The 15,627-nt window shown below is 73.4% G+C and carries 16 protein-coding genes; 7 read left to right on the top strand and 9 right to left on the bottom strand.

The window, feature by feature from the left end; genetic code table 11:
* Nucleotides 1–9 precede the first annotated feature (9 nt).
* Nucleotides 10–1,263, bottom strand: coding sequence for an FAD-dependent oxidoreductase (locus AAT21_RS30105; RefSeq protein WP_046780115.1), 1,254 nt, complete (start codon nucleotides 1,261–1,263; stop codon nucleotides 10–12).
* 114 nt (nucleotides 1,264–1,377) lie between these two features.
* Here AAT21_RS30105 and AAT21_RS30100 point away from each other — a divergent pair, with 114 nt between their 5' ends.
* Nucleotides 1,378–2,334, top strand: a complete 957-nt coding sequence (locus tag AAT21_RS30100; RefSeq protein ID WP_046780114.1) for a GlxA family transcriptional regulator — start codon at nucleotides 1,378–1,380, stop codon at nucleotides 2,332–2,334.
* Nucleotides 2,335–2,452: 118 nt separating this feature from the next.
* Nucleotides 2,453–3,451: a type I glyceraldehyde-3-phosphate dehydrogenase gene (gene gap / locus AAT21_RS30095; protein ID WP_046780113.1), complete on the top strand. Its 999-nt coding sequence runs from the start codon at nucleotides 2,453–2,455 to the stop codon at nucleotides 3,449–3,451.
* 137 nt (nucleotides 3,452–3,588) lie between these two features.
* On the opposite strand, the gene AAT21_RS30090 is transcribed toward gap, so the two are convergent.
* Complete coding sequence (locus AAT21_RS30090; RefSeq protein ID WP_046780112.1) at nucleotides 3,589–5,121, bottom strand: glutamate synthase subunit beta; 1,533 nt, start codon at nucleotides 5,119–5,121, stop codon at nucleotides 3,589–3,591.
* Between the two features lie 150 nt (nucleotides 5,122–5,271).
* Nucleotides 5,272–6,471 carry a serine hydrolase domain-containing protein gene (locus tag AAT21_RS30085; protein WP_052758057.1) on the bottom strand — a complete coding sequence of 400 codons (1,200 nt, stop codon included), beginning with the start codon at nucleotides 6,469–6,471 and terminating at the stop codon, nucleotides 5,272–5,274.
* A gap of 359 nt (nucleotides 6,472–6,830) precedes the next feature.
* Between AAT21_RS30085 and AAT21_RS30080 the strand changes: the two genes are divergently transcribed.
* A complete protein-coding gene (locus AAT21_RS30080; RefSeq protein WP_046780111.1) occupies nucleotides 6,831–7,331 on the top strand; it encodes a hemerythrin domain-containing protein in 501 nt (166 codons plus the stop codon).
* 185 nt (nucleotides 7,332–7,516) lie between these two features.
* On the opposite strand, the gene AAT21_RS30075 is transcribed toward AAT21_RS30080, so the two are convergent.
* On the bottom strand, nucleotides 7,517–8,725 hold the full coding sequence (locus AAT21_RS30075; RefSeq protein WP_046780110.1) for an anhydro-N-acetylmuramic acid kinase: 1,209 nt from the start codon (nucleotides 8,723–8,725) through the stop codon (nucleotides 7,517–7,519).
* Entirely contained in the window at nucleotides 8,722–10,092 is a 1,371-nt protein-coding gene (locus tag AAT21_RS30070) for an MFS transporter (protein WP_046780109.1), read from the bottom strand. Before AAT21_RS30070 ends, AAT21_RS30075 begins: the two co-directional genes overlap by 4 nt.
* A 334-nt stretch (nucleotides 10,093–10,426) precedes the next feature.
* On the opposite strand from AAT21_RS30070, the gene AAT21_RS30065 reads away from it, so the two are divergent.
* Nucleotides 10,427–10,873 carry a C40 family peptidase gene (locus tag AAT21_RS30065; protein ID WP_046780108.1) on the top strand — a complete coding sequence of 149 codons (447 nt, stop codon included), beginning with the start codon at nucleotides 10,427–10,429 and terminating at the stop codon, nucleotides 10,871–10,873.
* A 201-nt stretch (nucleotides 10,874–11,074) separates the two neighbouring features.
* On the opposite strand, the gene AAT21_RS30060 is transcribed toward AAT21_RS30065, so the two are convergent.
* Nucleotides 11,075–11,311: a hypothetical protein gene (locus tag AAT21_RS30060; protein WP_046780107.1), complete on the bottom strand. Its 237-nt coding sequence runs from the start codon at nucleotides 11,309–11,311 to the stop codon at nucleotides 11,075–11,077.
* A 208-nt stretch (nucleotides 11,312–11,519) separates the two neighbouring features.
* Between AAT21_RS30060 and AAT21_RS30055 the strand changes: the two genes are divergently transcribed.
* Complete coding sequence (locus AAT21_RS30055) at nucleotides 11,520–11,837, top strand: SCO4225 family membrane protein (protein WP_157879818.1); 318 nt, start codon at nucleotides 11,520–11,522, stop codon at nucleotides 11,835–11,837.
* A gap of 136 nt (nucleotides 11,838–11,973) precedes the next feature.
* A complete protein-coding gene (locus AAT21_RS30050; RefSeq protein ID WP_046780105.1) occupies nucleotides 11,974–12,171 on the top strand; it encodes an antitoxin in 198 nt (65 codons plus the stop codon).
* Nucleotides 12,172–12,411: 240 nt separating this feature from the next.
* Here AAT21_RS30050 and AAT21_RS30045 read toward each other — a convergent pair whose 3' ends face one another.
* The gene (locus AAT21_RS30045; protein WP_046780104.1) at nucleotides 12,412–13,083 is read right to left on the bottom strand and encodes a maleylpyruvate isomerase family mycothiol-dependent enzyme; all 672 of its coding nucleotides are present in this window, start codon (nucleotides 13,081–13,083) and stop codon (nucleotides 12,412–12,414) included.
* A gap of 71 nt (nucleotides 13,084–13,154) precedes the next feature.
* On the opposite strand from AAT21_RS30045, the gene AAT21_RS30040 reads away from it, so the two are divergent.
* Nucleotides 13,155–14,135, top strand: a complete 981-nt coding sequence (locus AAT21_RS30040; RefSeq protein WP_079026051.1) for a LysR family transcriptional regulator — start codon at nucleotides 13,155–13,157, stop codon at nucleotides 14,133–14,135.
* Here the strand turns inward: AAT21_RS30040 and AAT21_RS30035 are convergent.
* Both AAT21_RS30035 and AAT21_RS30030 read right to left on the bottom strand, forming a co-directional pair.
* Nucleotides 14,124–14,732: a 2'-5' RNA ligase family protein gene (locus tag AAT21_RS30035; protein WP_046780103.1), complete on the bottom strand. Its 609-nt coding sequence runs from the start codon at nucleotides 14,730–14,732 to the stop codon at nucleotides 14,124–14,126. The genes AAT21_RS30040 and AAT21_RS30035 overlap by 12 nt on opposite strands.
* 55 nt (nucleotides 14,733–14,787) lie before the next feature.
* Nucleotides 14,788–15,543, bottom strand: coding sequence for a crotonase/enoyl-CoA hydratase family protein (locus AAT21_RS30030; protein WP_046780240.1), 756 nt, complete (start codon nucleotides 15,541–15,543; stop codon nucleotides 14,788–14,790).
* Nucleotides 15,544–15,627: the final 84 nt, after the last annotated feature.

The raw sequence follows: 15,627 nt of genomic DNA, 5'->3' as shown, positions 1-15,627 counted from the left end.
ACCGCCGGGTCACCTCGCCGGGATCGCCGGTCGGCGCAGGGACTCGGCCGGGGGCCGCTCGCGGAGGGCGCCGTAGGCGATGAAGTACGCCGGAACGCGGTTCAGCCAGGGTGATTCGGTGATGAGTTCCGTCGTCCGCTTGGCCCGCCGGGGGTCTCCGAACGCGGTACGGCCGGCGAGCAGGGGCTCGATGATCTGGGCGTGGGCCAGGCGTTGGAGGCCCTGGGTCGCCACGGTGGTGGGCCAGCGGCGGTACTGGACACGGCGTACGTCGTACAGTCCCACCCTGCCCTCGCGCAGCGGGCGCACGAGGTGGCGGGCCGCGGCGACCGCGTCCTGCACGGCGAGGTTGATGCCGATGCCGCCCACGGGGGACATCGCGTGGGCGGCGTCGCCGATGCACAGCAGACCGGGCCGGTGCCAGCGGCGCAGCCGGTCCAGTCGTACGTCGAGCAGTCTCACCTCGTCCCAGGAGGTGACGGCGTGGCTCCGGTCGGCCAGCCAGGGGGCTGCCTCCGCGAAGCGAGTCATGAAGCGTTCCAGGCCCTCGGCGCGGCGCTCGGCGTCGGTTCCCTTGGGGATGAGCGCGGCGCACTGCCAGTAGTCGCCGCGGTCGATGAGCGCGGTGAAGAACCGGTCGCCGAGGCCGCCCACGAGCCCGCTGGGGTCGCCCTCGTGCCGCGGCAGGCGGAACCACCAGGCGTCCATGGGGCACGGGAAGTGTTGCAGGCCGAGTTCGGGCAGGGCCCTGGCCAGTGAGCCGCGGCCGTCGCAGGCCACGGTCAGGGTGGCCCGGAGTTCGCCGGTGGCGCCGTCCGCGGTGCGGTGGCGCACACCGTTCACCCGTCCGCCCTCGATGAGGAAACCGGTCGCCTCGGTGTCCATGCGCAGATGGAAGGAGGGTTCCCGGCGCGCCTCGTCGGCGAGGAGGTCGAGGAGGTCCCACTGGGGCACCATGGCGATGTAGTTGTACGTGCCGTGCAGGGCGCCGATGTTCCCGACGGTGACCAGGGACCGGTCCGGTCCGATGGGCAGCTGCACCGTGGTGACGCGGCGCTGCGGCAGCCGGGCGAAACGCTCGGCGAGGCCGATGTCGTCCAGCAGCGACAAGGTGGTGGGGTGCACGGTGTCGCCGCGGAAGTCGCGCAGGAAGTCGCCGTGCTTCTCCAGCACCGTCACCTCCACCCCGGCGCGGGCCAGCAGCAGGGCCAGCACCATTCCGGCCGGGCCGCCGCCCACCACGCAGCAGGTCGTCCGCTCCACGGCAACCACTCCCTTCGCGGAGACCGTGCGATCGATCCCCAGGGGACGTATACCGCACCGGGGCGACCCGTCCCGGCGGAACACACGCTCCCGGGTCCCGCGTAGGCTCGACGCGTGTCAGCCTCCCGTCTCCACCGCGTCGCCGTCCTCGTCCTCGAAGGCGCGAAGCCGCTCGACGTCGGGATCCCCGCCCAGGTCTTCACGACCCGCGCGAGCATGCCCTACGAGGTACGGGTGTGCGGCGCGGCGCCCGGCCTGGTGGCCGGCGGCGACGGCCTGTCGTACCACGTGACGCACGGCCTCGACGCCCTCGCGTGGGCCGACATCGTCTTCGTCCCCGGCTACCGCTTCCCGGACCGCGAGGACCCGCCGCGGCCCGTCATCGACGCGCTGGTCGCCGCCCACGAGCGGGGCGCACGGCTCGCCGCGATCTCGACGGGCGCGTTCGCGCTCGCCGCGACGGGCCTGCTGGACGGGAAACGCGCGACGACGCACTGGCACTACGCCCGGGCGCTCATGGCCAAGCACCCACTGGTCCGGGTCGACGAGAACGTCCTGTTCGTCGACGAGGGCAGCGTCCTGACCTCGGCGGGCGCCGCCTCCGGCCTCGACCTGTGCCTGCACATCCTGCGCGGCGATCTCGGCGTGGCCGCGTCCAACCACGCGGCGCGGCGCCTGGTCGCCGCCCCGTACCGCAGCGGCGGTCAGGCGCAGTACGTGCCGCGCAGCGTGCCGGAGCCGCTCGGTGAGCGGTTCGCCGCCACGCGCGAGTGGGCGCTGATCCGGCTCGGGGAGCCCCTGACGCTGGAGTCCCTCGCCCGGCACGCCGGGGTGTCGCCCCGTACGTTCTCGCGGCGGTTCGCGCAGGACACCGGGTACACGCCGATGCAGTGGGTCATGCGTGCCCGCGTCGATGTGGCCCGTGAGCTGCTCGAACGCTCCCAGCGAGGGGTCGAGCAGATCGCCGCCGACGTCGGCCTGGGCACCGGTGCGAACCTGCGGCTGCACTTCCAGCGGATCCTGGGCACGACCCCGACCGAGTACCGGCGCACCTTCACGAAGGGCGAATAGGTCCGTGAGGATCTCGCCACCCGCGCCTTGGCGAGATCCTTTTGAACAGTGGCGATCACGCCGCTGTCACGGGCGGGCGCGGGCGGCGAACCTGATGGCGAACGAAAGGGACTCGCTCATGACTCGCATCGCCATCAACGGATTCGGCCGCATCGGACGCAACGTGCTGCGCGCGCTGCTCGAACGCGACAGCGACCTCGAGGTCGTCGCCGTCAACGACCTCACCGAGCCGAAGGCCCTCGCGCGGCTGCTGGCGTACGACAGCACCTCCGGCCGGCTCGGTCGCCCGGTGACCGTCGAGGGGAACACCCTGGTCGTCGACGGCCGCCGGATCACGGTGCTGGCCGAGCGCGAGCCGGAGCAGCTGCCGTGGGGCGAGCTCGGTGTCGACATCGTGCTGGAGGCCACCGGCCGCTTCACGTCGGCGGACGCCGCCCGCGCCCACCTGAAGGCGGGAGCGAAGAAGGTCCTGGTCAGCGCCCCCTCGGACGGTGCCGACGTCACGCTGGCGTACGGCGTGAACACCGACGCCTACGACCCGGCCGTCCACACGATCGTCTCGAACGCGTCCTGCACGACCAACGCGCTCGCCCCGCTGGCCGCGGTGCTCGACGAGCTCGCCGGCATCGAGCACGGCTTCATGACCACGGTGCACGCCTACACGCAGGAGCAGAACCTGCAGGACGGCCCGCACCGCGACCCCCGCCGTGCCCGCGCGGCCGGTGTCAACATCGTCCCGACCTCCACGGGCGCCGCGAAGGCGATCGGTCTGGTGCTGCCGCAGCTCGACGGCAAGCTGCAGGGCGACTCGATCCGCGTACCGGTCCCGGTGGGCTCCATCGTGGAGCTCAACACGACCGTCGCCCGCGAGGTGACGCGCGAGGAGATCCTGGAGGCGTACCGCGCCGCGGCCGAGGGCCCGCTGGCCGGCGTGCTGGAGTACTCGGACGACCCGCTGGTGTCCTCCGACATCACCGGCAACCCCGCCTCGTCGATCTTCGACTCGGAGCTCACCCGCGTCGAGGGCCGCCACGTCAAGGTCGTCGCCTGGTACGACAACGAGTGGGGCTTCTCGAACCGCGTGATCGACACCCTCACGCTCCTGGCCGCGGGCTGAGCAGCCGCCCCGCCGTCAGTGACCCGCGCTCCGGCCGGCCCCTCGGGCCGGCCGGAGCGTGCCGTTTTCCCCGCCGACGTTGCGAGGCCCGCGTTTCGGAGACTCGCGTTCCGAGGTCCGGGTTCCGAAGTCCGCCTTCAGAAGTCCCCGTAGCGCATGCGGCCCAGGGCCGTCATCGGCCGGTCGTGGGCGGCGACCGGGGCCGGGAGGCATGTGGAGCCCGTGAGGTAGCGGTCCACGGCCGCGGCCGCGGCCCGGCCCTCGGCGATGGCCCACACCACGAGCGACTGCCCGCGGCCCGCGTCGCCCGCCACGAACACCCCCGGCGCGCGCCCGCCGCACGCCGCGAAGCCGGCGTCCCGCGCGAAGTTGCCGCGCTCGTCGAGCTCCAGCCCCAGCTGTTCGCGCAGGCCGCCCGCCCGCTCGGGGCCGGAGAAGCCGAGGGCCAGCAGGACCAGCCCGGCCGGGAGCACCCGCTCCGTACCCGCCAGGGGGCTGCGGCCCACCGGCTCGACGGCGGTCAGGTACAGGGCCCGTACCCGGCCCGAGGCGTCCCCGTCGAAGCGCAGGGTGGCGCAGGCGAACAGCCGCGGATCGCGGCCCTCGCGCCCGCGGGCCTCGTCGTGGGCGTGGGAGATCCGGTATGTCTTCGGGTACACCGGCCAGGGTTCGTCGTCGGTGCGGTCCGGGCCGGGCTCCGGATTGATGTCGAGCTGGACCACCGAGATCGCGCCCTGTCGCAGGGCCGTCCCCATGCAGTCGGAGCCGGTGTCGCCGCCTCCGACGATGACGACGTGCCTGCCTTCGGCCGTGATGGGGGGCTCGGCCCAGTCGCCCTCACGGACCCGGTTCGCGCAGGTCAGGTAGTCCATGGCCTGGTGGATCCCGTGGAGCTCGCGGCCTGGGACGGGCAGTTCCCGGCGCTCGCCGGCTCCGACCGCGACGACGACGGCGTCACACCGGCCCCGTAGCGCGGCGGCGTCGGCCGCTCCTGCCGTGGCCGTGCCGTCGGCGCCTCCCACGTCCTGTCCCGTGACGAACACCGTGCCCTCGGCCCGCATCTGCTCGATCCGGCGGTCCAGGTGCGCCTTCTCCATCTTGAACTCGGGAATGCCGTAGCGCAGCAGGCCTCCGATCCGGTCGGCCCGCTCGTGGACCGTGACCGCGTGCCCGGCCCGGGTCAGCTGCTGCGCGGCGGCCAGCCCGGCCGGACCGGAGCCTATGACGGCCACGGTCCTGCCGCTGTGCCGCTCCGGGGGGCTCGGTGTCAGGTAGCCGCGCCGCAGTCCCTCGTCCACGATGGTCTGCTCGACGTTCTTGATGGTCACCGGGTCCGCGTTGATCGTGAGGACGCAGGCGTCCTCACAGGGGGCGGGGCAGAGCCTTCCGGTGGCCTCCGGGAAGTTGTTGGTGGCATGCAGCCGGTCGTAGGCCGCGCGCCAGTCGGCGTGGGCGGCGTACGCGTTCCACTCGGGTATGAGGTTTCCGAGGGGGCAGCCGGTGTGGCAGAAGGGGATTCCGCAGTCCATACAGCGGTCGGCCTGCCGGGAGACGAGCGGGAGCAGCGCCTGGCCCGCATGGACCTCGTGCCAGTCGCCGAGCCGTTCCTCGACGGGCCGGGCCGGGATCGGCTCGCGGGGGATCCTGAGGAAGCCGAAGGGATCGGTCACTCGCCGCCTCCCTGGATCGTTCGCGGCGGGGTGTACGGGGGTGCGCACCGCAGTCCCGGCGCGCGCGTGAAGTGGCGGTCCGACCAGGTTACGCCGCCCGGGTGGCGGGCGCGCAGGGCCGCGCGGCCCTGCGCGTCGCACGCGCTGTGGTCACCCCCGCAGCAGGGCGCAGACGAAGTCCTCCTGGATCTCCCGGACCCGGGCGAGCAGCCCGGGGTTGTTGGTCAGGGACGTCTGGGTGGTGATCGAGAAGGTAAGCGAGCGCTTGCCGTCCGCCGTGGCCGCCGCCAGCTGCGTGTAGCCGGGGGTGTTGCCGGTGTGGCCGTACACCGTGCCGCAGCGGGTGGTGTAGCGGTAGATGGCCAGGCCTGCCTCGGTGCGGCCGGGGCCGGGGGGCTGGGACAGGGCGCCGGGGATGAACGTGAACTGCTGCCGGCGGGTGCGCTCCGATACGAGGGCGCCGCCGGCGTAGCCCCGGATGAAAGCGGTCAGGTCCTTCGGTGTCGAGACGATGCCGCCCGCGGCCCAGGCCCCCGAGGCGCTCACGGCCTCGCTGACGTCGACGGGCCCCTCCTGCGGGTCGATCTGGTAGCCGTGGAGGAAGGGCTCGGGCAGCCGGTAGCCCTGGGGAAGGCTGGTGTCGGTCAGACCCAGCGGCCGGTACACGAGCTCGCGCAGCAGCCTCTCGTACCGGCGTCCGGTGACGGCCTCGGCCATCAGGGCGACGGCGATGTTGTCGGAGTTGGAGTAGAGGTAGCGGCTGCCCGGCTCGAATTCGAGGTCCTGGCCGGCGACGAACTCCAGCAGGCGCCGGGAGTCGAAGTGGTGGCGGGGGTCCTCGCTGACGATGTCGATGAACGGCTGGGAGGCCGAGTAGTCCGGCAGTCCGCTGGTGTGGTTGAGGAGTTGACGCAGCGTCACCGCATGCCAGGCCTCCGGCTGCTCGGGCAGTACCTCGCCGATCGTGTCGTCCAGGCTCAGCCGGCCGCGGTCGACGAGGCTCAGGGCCACCGCCCCGCTGAAGGCCTTGGCGACGCTGGCGATCCGCATGTGGTCGGTCGCCTTGGGCGGCCGGCCGCTCTCCACGTCGGCCACGCCCGCGCGGTAGACCTTGCTGTGGTCCCCGTCGCGCAGAACGGCGATGACCCCGGGGGGTCCGTCCGGGCGCTCGACCAGCTCCCGCAGCTCCTGGCGGAGGGCCGCTCCGCGGTCCGGCGGCGGGTTGCGGTCCGCGGCGGCCTGTGCCGGCAGTACGGAGGCGCCGAGCAGGGCGCCGCACACGGCAGCCGCGGCGGCCAGGCGCAGCGACGGGCGGATCCGGCGGGGGTGGCCGTACGGGCGTGGGGACACGGCGGAAACCTCCAGGGGAGACACGGAGCGCGGTGGCCCACGATGGCAGGAGCCACGGCGATGCCCAGGCAGGCACGGCGGCGCGCGGGCGGGCCGTGGCCCATCCGGCCCTGACGGACCCGACCGGCACCAGCACCCACGTCCCCCGGGCCCCAGGGCGGTCCCGACAGGGAGGCTCCCGTCGGGCCTCCTTGGCGAGGACGCCCGCATCCAGCAGCAGCTGAGGCGATGACCGCCGCCGAGGAGTTCCCGGCGGGGCGCGCGCCGTCGATGGCGGTCGCTCCCGGCGGGAAGGTTTCAGGTCGCGGCGAGCGAGCAGGCGCCAGACGACCGGACCCGATCGATCGGAGGCATGTCGCATGGCGGGCGAGGGCAAGGACCAGGATGTGGTCGCGGCGATCCTGAAGGACCACCGCACGATGGAGGAGCTGTTCCGCCGGATGCGGAGCGTCGAGGCCGACCGCGAGGCGGCCCGGGACGAGTTCTCGGCCCTGCTCATCGCACACGGCGAGGCCGAGGAGGCCGAGGTCTACGGCGCGCTCAAACGCTTCAGGGGCGTCGACGACGACGAGGTCGAGCACGGCGAGGAGGAACACGCCGAGGGCAACGAGGCCCTGCTGAAGCTCCTGGAGGTGGACGACGTCGGATCCGACGAGTGGGACGAACGCCTGGAGGACCTCGTGAAGGCGGTCTCCCACCACTTGGACGAGGAGGAACGGACCATCCTCAACGGCGCCCGGGAGAACGTCCCCGACGAGCGCCGGGCCGAGCTGGGCGCCGCCTTCCTGGAGGAGCGGGAGAAGCAGCTCGCGTCGGACTGCGGCAGCATCGAGAACGTGCGCAAGATCGTCGGCAAGTGACGGTGACGGCCCCCCCGGCCGGGCTCTCAGAGGGACAGGCCCTCGACGAGTTCCGCGCCAGGGAGCTGTGCGACAGCGCGCCGGGGGCGCTCGGTTCGCCGCGGCGGCGTCCGGTGCCGACGAGTATGTGCGGCATGTCGACGACCGCCGGATCCACCAGGGGCGGCCGGTCGCCCGGACGCCCCCTAACGGAGCGCGCACGTGCGCACGTTGACGCCGTCCGTGCGGACGCAGAGGGCGTAGGGGGCGACCGGCGGCGGCTCGGGCAGGCGGAGCGGGCGGCCGCCCGGGGTGATCGAGCCCAGGACGCGGGAGCCCGCGGCCCCGGTGCAGCCGGGCGCGTTGCCTGGCAGGCCGTGCAGCGTCAGGTATCCGAGCACGGCGAACGCGTACGCCTCCTTGGCCGCGGCGGGCAGCCCGAGCTCCTCCGAGGTACGCAGCCGGGTGCCGGCCAGCTCGGCCCGGAGCATCCTGGTGAGCGTCGGATTACGCACCCCGCCTCCCGAGGCGAAGACCTCGGTGGCTCCCAGTGGCCGCAGCGCGTCGGCGACGGTCCGGGCGGTGAGGCGGGTGAGCGTGGCGAGCAGGTCCTGCGGCGGGAGCTGCCCGAACTCGGCCAGGTGGGACCGGAGATACCCCTCGTGGAAGAGTTCCTTGCCCGTCGTCCGCGGCGGCGGCAACCGGTAGTACGGCTCGGCGAGCAGGCATCGCAGCAGGTCTTCGTGTACGCGCCCGGAGGCTGCGAGGGCGCCGTCCTCGTCGTACGCGAGCCGTCCGCCGCTCAGTTCGCGCACGGCGGCGTCGATGAGCGCGTTTCCCGGGCCGGTGTCGAAGGCCACGGGGTCCGCGTTCCCTGGCACGACGGTGACGTTGGCGATCCCCCCGATGTTCAGGGCGGCCGGTACGCCGGGACGGCCGCGCAGCAGCATCAGGTCGATCAGGCTGACCAGTGGCGCGCCCTGCCCGCCGGCGGCGATGTCCCGGGGCCGGAATCCGGAGACGACGGGGTGGCCGGTGGCCTCGGCGATCCAGGCGGGGTCGCCGAGCTGGAGGGTGCCGTGGACCTGCCCGTCGGCCGCCCAGTGGTACACGGTCTGCCCGTGGGAGGCGATCAACTCGGCACGCCCCGCGCACAGTTCGCGGTCGGCCCGGACGGCGAGCCGCCCGAAGGCCTGCCCGATCCGGGTGTCGAGCCGGCATACGTCGGCGAGTGTGGTGGTGGCGGGCGGCAGGGCCTCGGCGAGCGCGGTCCGCAGGTCCGCCGGGTAGGGCTCGCTGACCATGCCCAGCGGGTTGAGGTGCAGTGTGCCGTCCCCGGGCTGGTGGCCGAGGTCGCAGGCGGCGGCGTCGACGGCGTCGTACGAGGTCCCGGACATCAGGCCGATCACTCTCATCGCAGTGGCTCCCGGTGGTCGTCGGCGCGCAGGGTCAGCAGCGCCGGTGCGCTGAGGGCGCAGGCGGTGGCGGCGTAGAGGGAGGGGACGGCGGTGCTTGCGGTCCGGGCGGTGAGTGCGGTGACGAAGAGCCCCGCGCAGCCGGAGAAGACGGCGTTGGCGAGCGCGTAGGAGAGCCCGAGTCCCGTGCAGCGAACACGTCTTGGGAACATCTCGGCCAGCATGGCAGGGCCGGGTCCGGCGAGCAGGCCGACCAGCGCGCCGGCCACCAGCACGGCTGCGGCCCGGGCCTGCGGGGACGCTCCTGACGACTGGAGCACGTGCAGGAGGGGGAAGGCGGACACGGCGACGCCGAGTGCGCCGCCGAGCATGACGGGGCGCCGTCCGACGCGGTCGCTGAGCAGGCCCGCGGGCAGGATCGACGCTGCGAAGCCGAGGTTGACGAGGGTGGTGGCGAGCAGGGCGTCCCGGAAGGACGCCCCCAGGGCGGACTGGAGATGGGACGGCAGGACGACCAGGAAGGTGTACCCGGCCGCCGACCAGCCCATGATCCGCCCGATGCCGAGCCCGACGGCACGCACCTGCTCCCGTACGGTCGCCGTCCCGATGGGGGCCGCCGCTGCGTCCGCCGTCCCGGCCGACCCGGCCCTCCCCGGCGCGGGTGGGGGCGCGCCCGGTGGTTCCTCCAGCGCCGTACGCAGCCACAGTGCGACCAGCCCGAGGGGCAGGGCCAGCAGGAACGGGATCCGCCACCCCCACCCGTAGAGCGCAGCGGCGGGCAGGACCGTCGCCAGGGCAGCGGCCGTTGCGGCGCCGGCCAGCAGGCCGAGGGCCACGGTGAAGGACTGCCATGCGCCGTAGAGTCCGCGGCGGCCCGGTGGCGCGTACTCCACCATCACGGACACCGCCCCGCCGAACTCGCCTCCGGCGGACAGCCCTTGCACGACGCGCAGGAACGTCAGCAGCCAGGGGGCCGCGGCGCCGATGTCGGCGCGCGTGGGCAGGAGCCCGATCAGGGTGGTGGCGAGCGTCATGAGGCCGATGACGAGGACGAGGACGGTACGGCGGCCGTAACGGTCGCCGATGCGCCCGAACAGGAGGGCACCGACGGGCCGGAAGAAGAAGGCGAGGGCGAACGAGGCGTACGTGGCGACCAGCGCCTCGGCACCGCCGCCCGGGCCTTCCACGGCCGAACCCGCCCCCGATCCCCCGTGCACGGTGAAGAAGTTGGCCGCGATGACGGTGGCGAAGCAGCCGTAGACACCGAACTCGTACCACTCGACGAGGTTGCCGGCCGAACCGGCGAGCAGGGCCCGGCGGGCCGCGGCGTGCGGCGGCGGCGCCGGAAGCAGGTCGGTCGTGGTCACCCGTGCTGCGTGCCCGCTCCCCGGCAGGCCGATGCCTGCCGGCACCCCGATTCAGCACATCGGCGGTGGCTCCGCCACCGCGCCCTCCCGGTGTGTAAATCCTTCTTCCCTATCATCTCGAATCGAACACAAAATCGCGACAAATCCCATCGTGTCCGATGTGGCCACGGCGGGACGTCCGGGAAAACTGGTCCGCCGTCAGAGCCAAGACGACTGCCACCGAGAACAGGACCAGGCCGCTGATCTGAATCGTCGCCTGCCAACCGATTGCGGAGGTGTCACGATGTCCTGCTCCAGGACGGACTTCCGAAAGGCCCTCAAGGGCACTTCTCCGATGTGCTGTTGCCCCAGAGCACGTGCCTTCTTCTTCATACTGCTCCTCGCGGCCGGCGCCCTGACCTGGCCCACGGACCCGGCTCACGCAGCACCGTCGTACGGCGAGAGAGCCGTGGCGGTGGCCGCCTCCAAACAGGGCTCGCCGTACGCCTACGGCGCCACCGGACCCAAACGCTTCGACTGCTCGGGCCTCACCCTCTACGCGTTCAAGAAGGCCGGCAAACGCCTTCCACGCACGGCCGACCAGCAGTACGAGCACACCCGGCACATCCCCAAGGCCGATCGCACGGCCGGTGACCTGGTCTTCTTCCCTCGAGGGGCGACCATGGGCCACGTCGGCATCTACGCCGGCGACAACAAGATCTGGCACGCTCCCCGCCCCGGCACCACTGTGCGTCTGGAGCAGATCTGGAGCGCAGCGGTCCGCTACGGACGCGCCACCTGATCGGCAACCCCCCGCGTCCACCCGCGCACTCACGCTCACCGCCCCACCCGCGGTGGCAGCCGTCCGTGTGCGTGCACGTCGGCCGAACCCGGGTCACCGGTCCTTTCTCGGTGGTACACGTGGCCTGGAAGCGGGCGACGGCCTGCGCAGCCGCCCGGCACGCCTTCCTCCCTGGGCCCTGTCGGCCCCAGGAAACAGAACCTAGTGCAGCCGCCAGGTGAGTTTCCCGCCGCCGACCCAGCGGACCACGTCCGGATCGTCGAGGTCGTGGATGGTGATCCCCGCGTCCGCAGCAGCCAGGATCACGTCGGTCATGGATGTCGCCATACGGACCATCTCCCCGTCGATCTCGACGATCCGGAACGGCGGGTCGCCGGGCTGCACCCCCAGGACGGTGACCCGCGGCGAGGACATGTACGGGCTCATGCTCTCTGTCATGCGGAGAATCGTTCCATGCCGAGCCCCTTCTCCCGCCGATTGGCAGCGCGTCGGCCGTGCTGCCGACGTCTGCTTCCGACGCCCGGGGGCGGGAGCTGAGTACGTGTACTGAGTACGCGCGCTCTGACGAGGCGGGCGGGGCTGCACCACCATGGTGATCACCGGGGCCCCACGACCCCCGCCCCACCCGGACATCACAAGGAGTCCCATGCGTTCTGGACCGGTGCGCGCCTTCGCCCGCATCACCTTCGGCAACTGGTTGTCGCGGGTGTACCTCGGCTCGGCGGCGTTGCTGCTGCTCATAGGCGCCGGTGAGGGAGGCGATCAGGCGGCCGGGCTGTTCGCCCTGATGCTGGCCGTGCCCACCGGGGCCATGCTGCTCTCGGTGGTCAACTCGCTGGGCGCCTGGGCGCAGACCGACGGGAGCATCTGGGCCATCCTGGTGTTCTCGTACGTCTTCCAGGCCTGGCTGCTCGGTCTGCTCGTCCATGCGGTCCGCCGGGGATCGCGTCCCGCCGGCCTCTGACCGCTCGGTACTCCATGCCTGGTGGCCGGTGGCCGGTGGCCGGTGACGGTATCCGTCGAGGTCAGCGCCTCGCGGATGCGGCACGGGCGATCATCGGCAACCCTGGCCGTGGGGGACGGACGCAAAGGAGACCTTCGTGTCGATGATGGACAAGCTCAAGCAGATGCTGCGCGGCCACGAGAGCCAGGCCGAACAGGGCGTCGACAAGGCCGGTGACTACGTCGACGGCAAGACCCAGGACAAGTACAGCGGTCAGGTCGACATGGCCCAGGACAAGCTCAAGGAGCAGCTGCGCCGCGACCAGGGGAACCCCCCGCCGCCGCCCCGGCCCTGACCCCCGCCCGCGCACACGGACACCGGCCGGGTGCCGGCCGAACCCCGGCCGGCCCGGGCCGGTCCCGTGCGTGTCAGCGAGGTGGCCCGGGAGCGCTCGCTGCCCGGCATTCTGTCCCGCCTCCCGGCCGACGTCCGCGAACGGATCATCACCGAGTGCTTCACCCGCATCGACCTGCGGCGCGCACCGCGCGACGGTCACCCCGCGCCGGCCCTCCGCCCCGCCGGCCGCGGCGCACCGTCAAGCGGTGGCGTTCGCGGTCGCGGTGAAGCGGCCGCTCGGTTCACCGCGGAGCCGGCCGGGCGGCAGTCTGCGGCCGAAGGCGAGCAGGAGGAGGTCCTGGGCCGCGCCGCGTACGGGGGCTCCGGATCCGGCACCGTACGACCAGTCCAGGTCATCGGCGCACAGCTGCACGCCGTCGAGGTCGACGCCGAAGAACCGCAGGCCGCTGGGCCGGATCCCGGCGAGCAGCACCCGCAGCCGCTCCTCGGGGACGCGCCGGTCGATGCCGAGCGCGACCGTGATGTCCAGCCCGTGCACCACGTCGTGGCCGAGGGCCGCCGCGAACCCGCCGACCGGGGGCGTCCACGGGTGGTGGGCGCCGTCCCGCAGGAACGCGGCGAGCTCGGCCGTCGAACGGGCGGCCGCGTCCCCGCGCGCGACCCGGTCGGTCATGCGGTGCAGATTGCCACCGGCTCCTGCCAGTTCGCGCAGGGTCGCGGGCAGGGACAGCCGGAACCCCGTCGACATGTGGGCCGCGACCTCGCGGACCCGCCAACCGGCGCAGAGGCTGGGCTCGTTCCACTGGTCGTCGCGGAGGCCGTCGAGCAGATCGGCCAGCTCCCGTCGCTCTGCCGCGATCATTGCCCTGATCTCGGCCTTCCGTCCTTTGCGTGTCGTCGTGTTCGCCATGTGATCCAGCCTGGCGCCAACGGAGCCATACCGCCAATAGATTGATGTGCTCCGGCCTAGAATTCCTGGTTATGGAACTCCGTCAGTTGCGCTATCTCGTGGCCGTCGTCGAGGAGGGTGGTTTCACCCGCGCAGCCGCCCGGCTGCACCTGGCGCAGCCCGGACTCAGCGCGCAGATCCGCCAGTTGGAGAAGGAGCTCGGGCAGCCTCTCCTCGACCGGTCCGGCCGATCGGTGACACCGACCGAGGTGGGCCGGGCGGTCCTGCCGTACGCGCGGGCTGCGCTGGCCGCGGCCGACGGGGTACGGCAGGCGGTGGACGAACACACCGGTCTGCTGCGTGGCAGGGTCACGCTCGGGCTGGTCTCCGGATCCACCGGCCACGCCTTCGACGTCGCCGCGTTCCTCGCGGAGTTCCACGGAGCCCATCCCGCCCTGGAGATCGCGCTGACCGAGGACACCTCGGAGCGGATGCAGGCCGCGCTCCTGGCCGGCGAGATCGATATCGCGCTGCTCGGGCCCACGGGGGAGGAGACCCCGGCGGGCCTCTCCTTCCGGACGGTGATCGACGCTCCGCTCGGCGCCGCCGTCGCAACCGGTGACCCGCTGCTCTCCCCCGCCGGCCGCACGACGGTCCCGTTGGCCGAGCTGCGCGACCGGCCACTGATCTGTCTGCCACGTGGCACCGGGGTACGGGCGGCACTCGAACGGGGCTGTGCCCGGGCGGGGTTCCGGCCCCGGGTCGCCTTCGAGGCGGCGTCCCCGCAGGTGCTCGCGCAGCTGGCCGCGCGGGGCCTGGGCGTCGCCGTCCTGCCGCTCGGGGAGGAGGGCTCCGAGGCCGGCGGTGGGCTGCACGCCCTGCGGCTCGCGGAGCCCGGCCTGCGGGCCCGTATCGTGCTCGCCTGGCCGGCCGCGGGACCCGCGAGCCCTGCGGCACGGGCCCTCCTGGACCGCCTGCGTGACGCTCTGCCCCACGTTCCCGAGGACGAGGACGAGGACGAGCACGAGGACGAGGACGCAGGTGCGGGTGCGGGTCCGAGCTCACGGCGCTGACGGCGCTGACCACGCGATCGTGCCCGTCCCGACGCCGATCACGGCTCGGGGCCGCATGGGTCCGTCACCGCGGCGGGAGAGCAGCACGACCTCGTCCACCCGCGCCGCCATGGCGCCCAGCCGGGCCGTGCACTCCGCGGCGAGGCCGCGCGGGTCGCGGGTGCGGCCGAGGGAGAGGTGCGGTGTGAACGCCGGGAACCGGCCGCGGCATGCGGGGAACGGCTCCACCAGGCTCTCCTGGAGCGCCCGCCACGGGGCGAGGCCCGCCGCGGCGGGGTCCAGCCAGACGGTCGCGTAGGCGCGGTGGCGGAAGGCCCGCACTCCGCTGAGCCGGATGTCGAAGGGCTCGACGGCGGTCGCCGCGGCGGCCAGCAGGGGGGCGGCCCGGGCGAAGTCGGCCTCCGGGACGAAGCCGAAGACCAGGTTCACGTGCGGGGGCCAGCGGCGGATCTGCGGGTCGTGCTCGGCACGGACGGCCTGGATCGGGGGCCACAGCGCGGCCGGCGGGAGCCAGACCACGGCGGTGCGGGGTGTGGGGGCCACGCCGAGGAAGCCGGGGACGCCGGCTCCGCCGCCGGTGGCCGGGGACACGTTCACACGGCCATGATGCCCCTCGTCGCCCCGCCGGCCGGCGGGCCCGCCCCCGCGCCGCTCAGTCGGTGAAGGAGCCGTGGCGTCCGGCCCCGGCCGTGAACCGGTCGGCCCCGGCCCGGGTCTCGCCGGCGGTGAGCGGCACGAGGCCGTGCCGGTACTCGGCGGCCAGCGCCTCCCGCTCCCCCAGGCCGTGCTGTTCCCGTACGGAGAGCCGGTCGTGCCTCATGCACAGCTGCGGGAACCCGGCGATCTCGTGCGCGAGGCGTTCCGCCGCCCGACGGGCCTCGCCGGGTGGTACGAGGCGGTTGACGAGGCCGATCGCGTACGCCTCGGCGGCGGTGACGGGACGGCCGGTCAGGATCAGGTCCATGGCGCGGCTCTCGCCGATGAGGCGGGGCAGCCTTACCGTCCCGCCGTCGATCAGCGGCACGCCCCAGCGTCGGCAGAACACCCCGAGGGTCGCGTCCTCCTCGGCCACCCGCAGATCGCACCACAGGGCCAGTTCGAGCCCGCCGGCCACCGCGTGACCGCCGATCGCGGCGATCACCGGCTTGCTCAGCTCCATCCGTGTGGGGCCCATGGGGCCGTCGCCGTCGGCGAGCACCTGGTTGCCGCGGTCGGTCCCGACCGCCTTCAGGTCCGCGCCCGCGCAGAACGTACCGCCCTCACCCCACAGGACGGCGACGGACGCGTCCTCGTCCGCTTCGAACGCCCGGAAGGCATCGGCGAGCCGGGCCGCCGTCGGGCTGTCGACCGCGTTGCGGACCGCTGGACGGCCGAGGATCACGGTGGTGACGGGTCCGTCCCGTTCGATCCGGACGGCGGCGGCTTCTGCGGGCGGGGCGGCGGGCGTCGGGGCGGCGGGCGTCGTCCCTGATGGTTCGGAGGTCGTGGCCAC

The sequence above is a fragment of the Streptomyces yangpuensis genome (assembly GCF_001005295.1).
Taxonomy (GTDB): Bacteria; Actinomycetota; Actinomycetes; order Streptomycetales; family Streptomycetaceae; genus Streptomyces; species Streptomyces yangpuensis.
This window is presented reverse-complemented; position numbering and strand designations above follow the sequence as displayed.

Coding starts and splice junctions, on each gene's coding strand:
- gap (WP_046780113.1), top strand. CDS start 2,453: ATGACTCGCATCGCCATCAACGGATTCGGCCGCATCGGACGCAACGTG.
- AAT21_RS30080 (WP_046780111.1), top strand. CDS start 6,831: ATGGCGGGCGAGGGCAAGGACCAGGATGTGGTCGCGGCGATCCTGAAG.
- AAT21_RS30075 (WP_046780110.1), bottom strand. CDS start 8,725: ATGAGAGTGATCGGCCTGATGTCCGGGACCTCGTACGACGCCGTCGAC.
- AAT21_RS30065 (WP_046780108.1), top strand. CDS start 10,427: ATGTGCTGTTGCCCCAGAGCACGTGCCTTCTTCTTCATACTGCTCCTC.
- AAT21_RS30060 (WP_046780107.1), bottom strand. CDS start 11,311: ATGACAGAGAGCATGAGCCCGTACATGTCCTCGCCGCGGGTCACCGTC.
- AAT21_RS30055 (WP_157879818.1), top strand. CDS start 11,520: ATGCGTTCTGGACCGGTGCGCGCCTTCGCCCGCATCACCTTCGGCAAC.
- AAT21_RS30045 (WP_046780104.1), bottom strand. CDS start 13,083: ATGGCGAACACGACGACACGCAAAGGACGGAAGGCCGAGATCAGGGCA.
- AAT21_RS30040 (WP_079026051.1), top strand. CDS start 13,155: ATGGAACTCCGTCAGTTGCGCTATCTCGTGGCCGTCGTCGAGGAGGGT.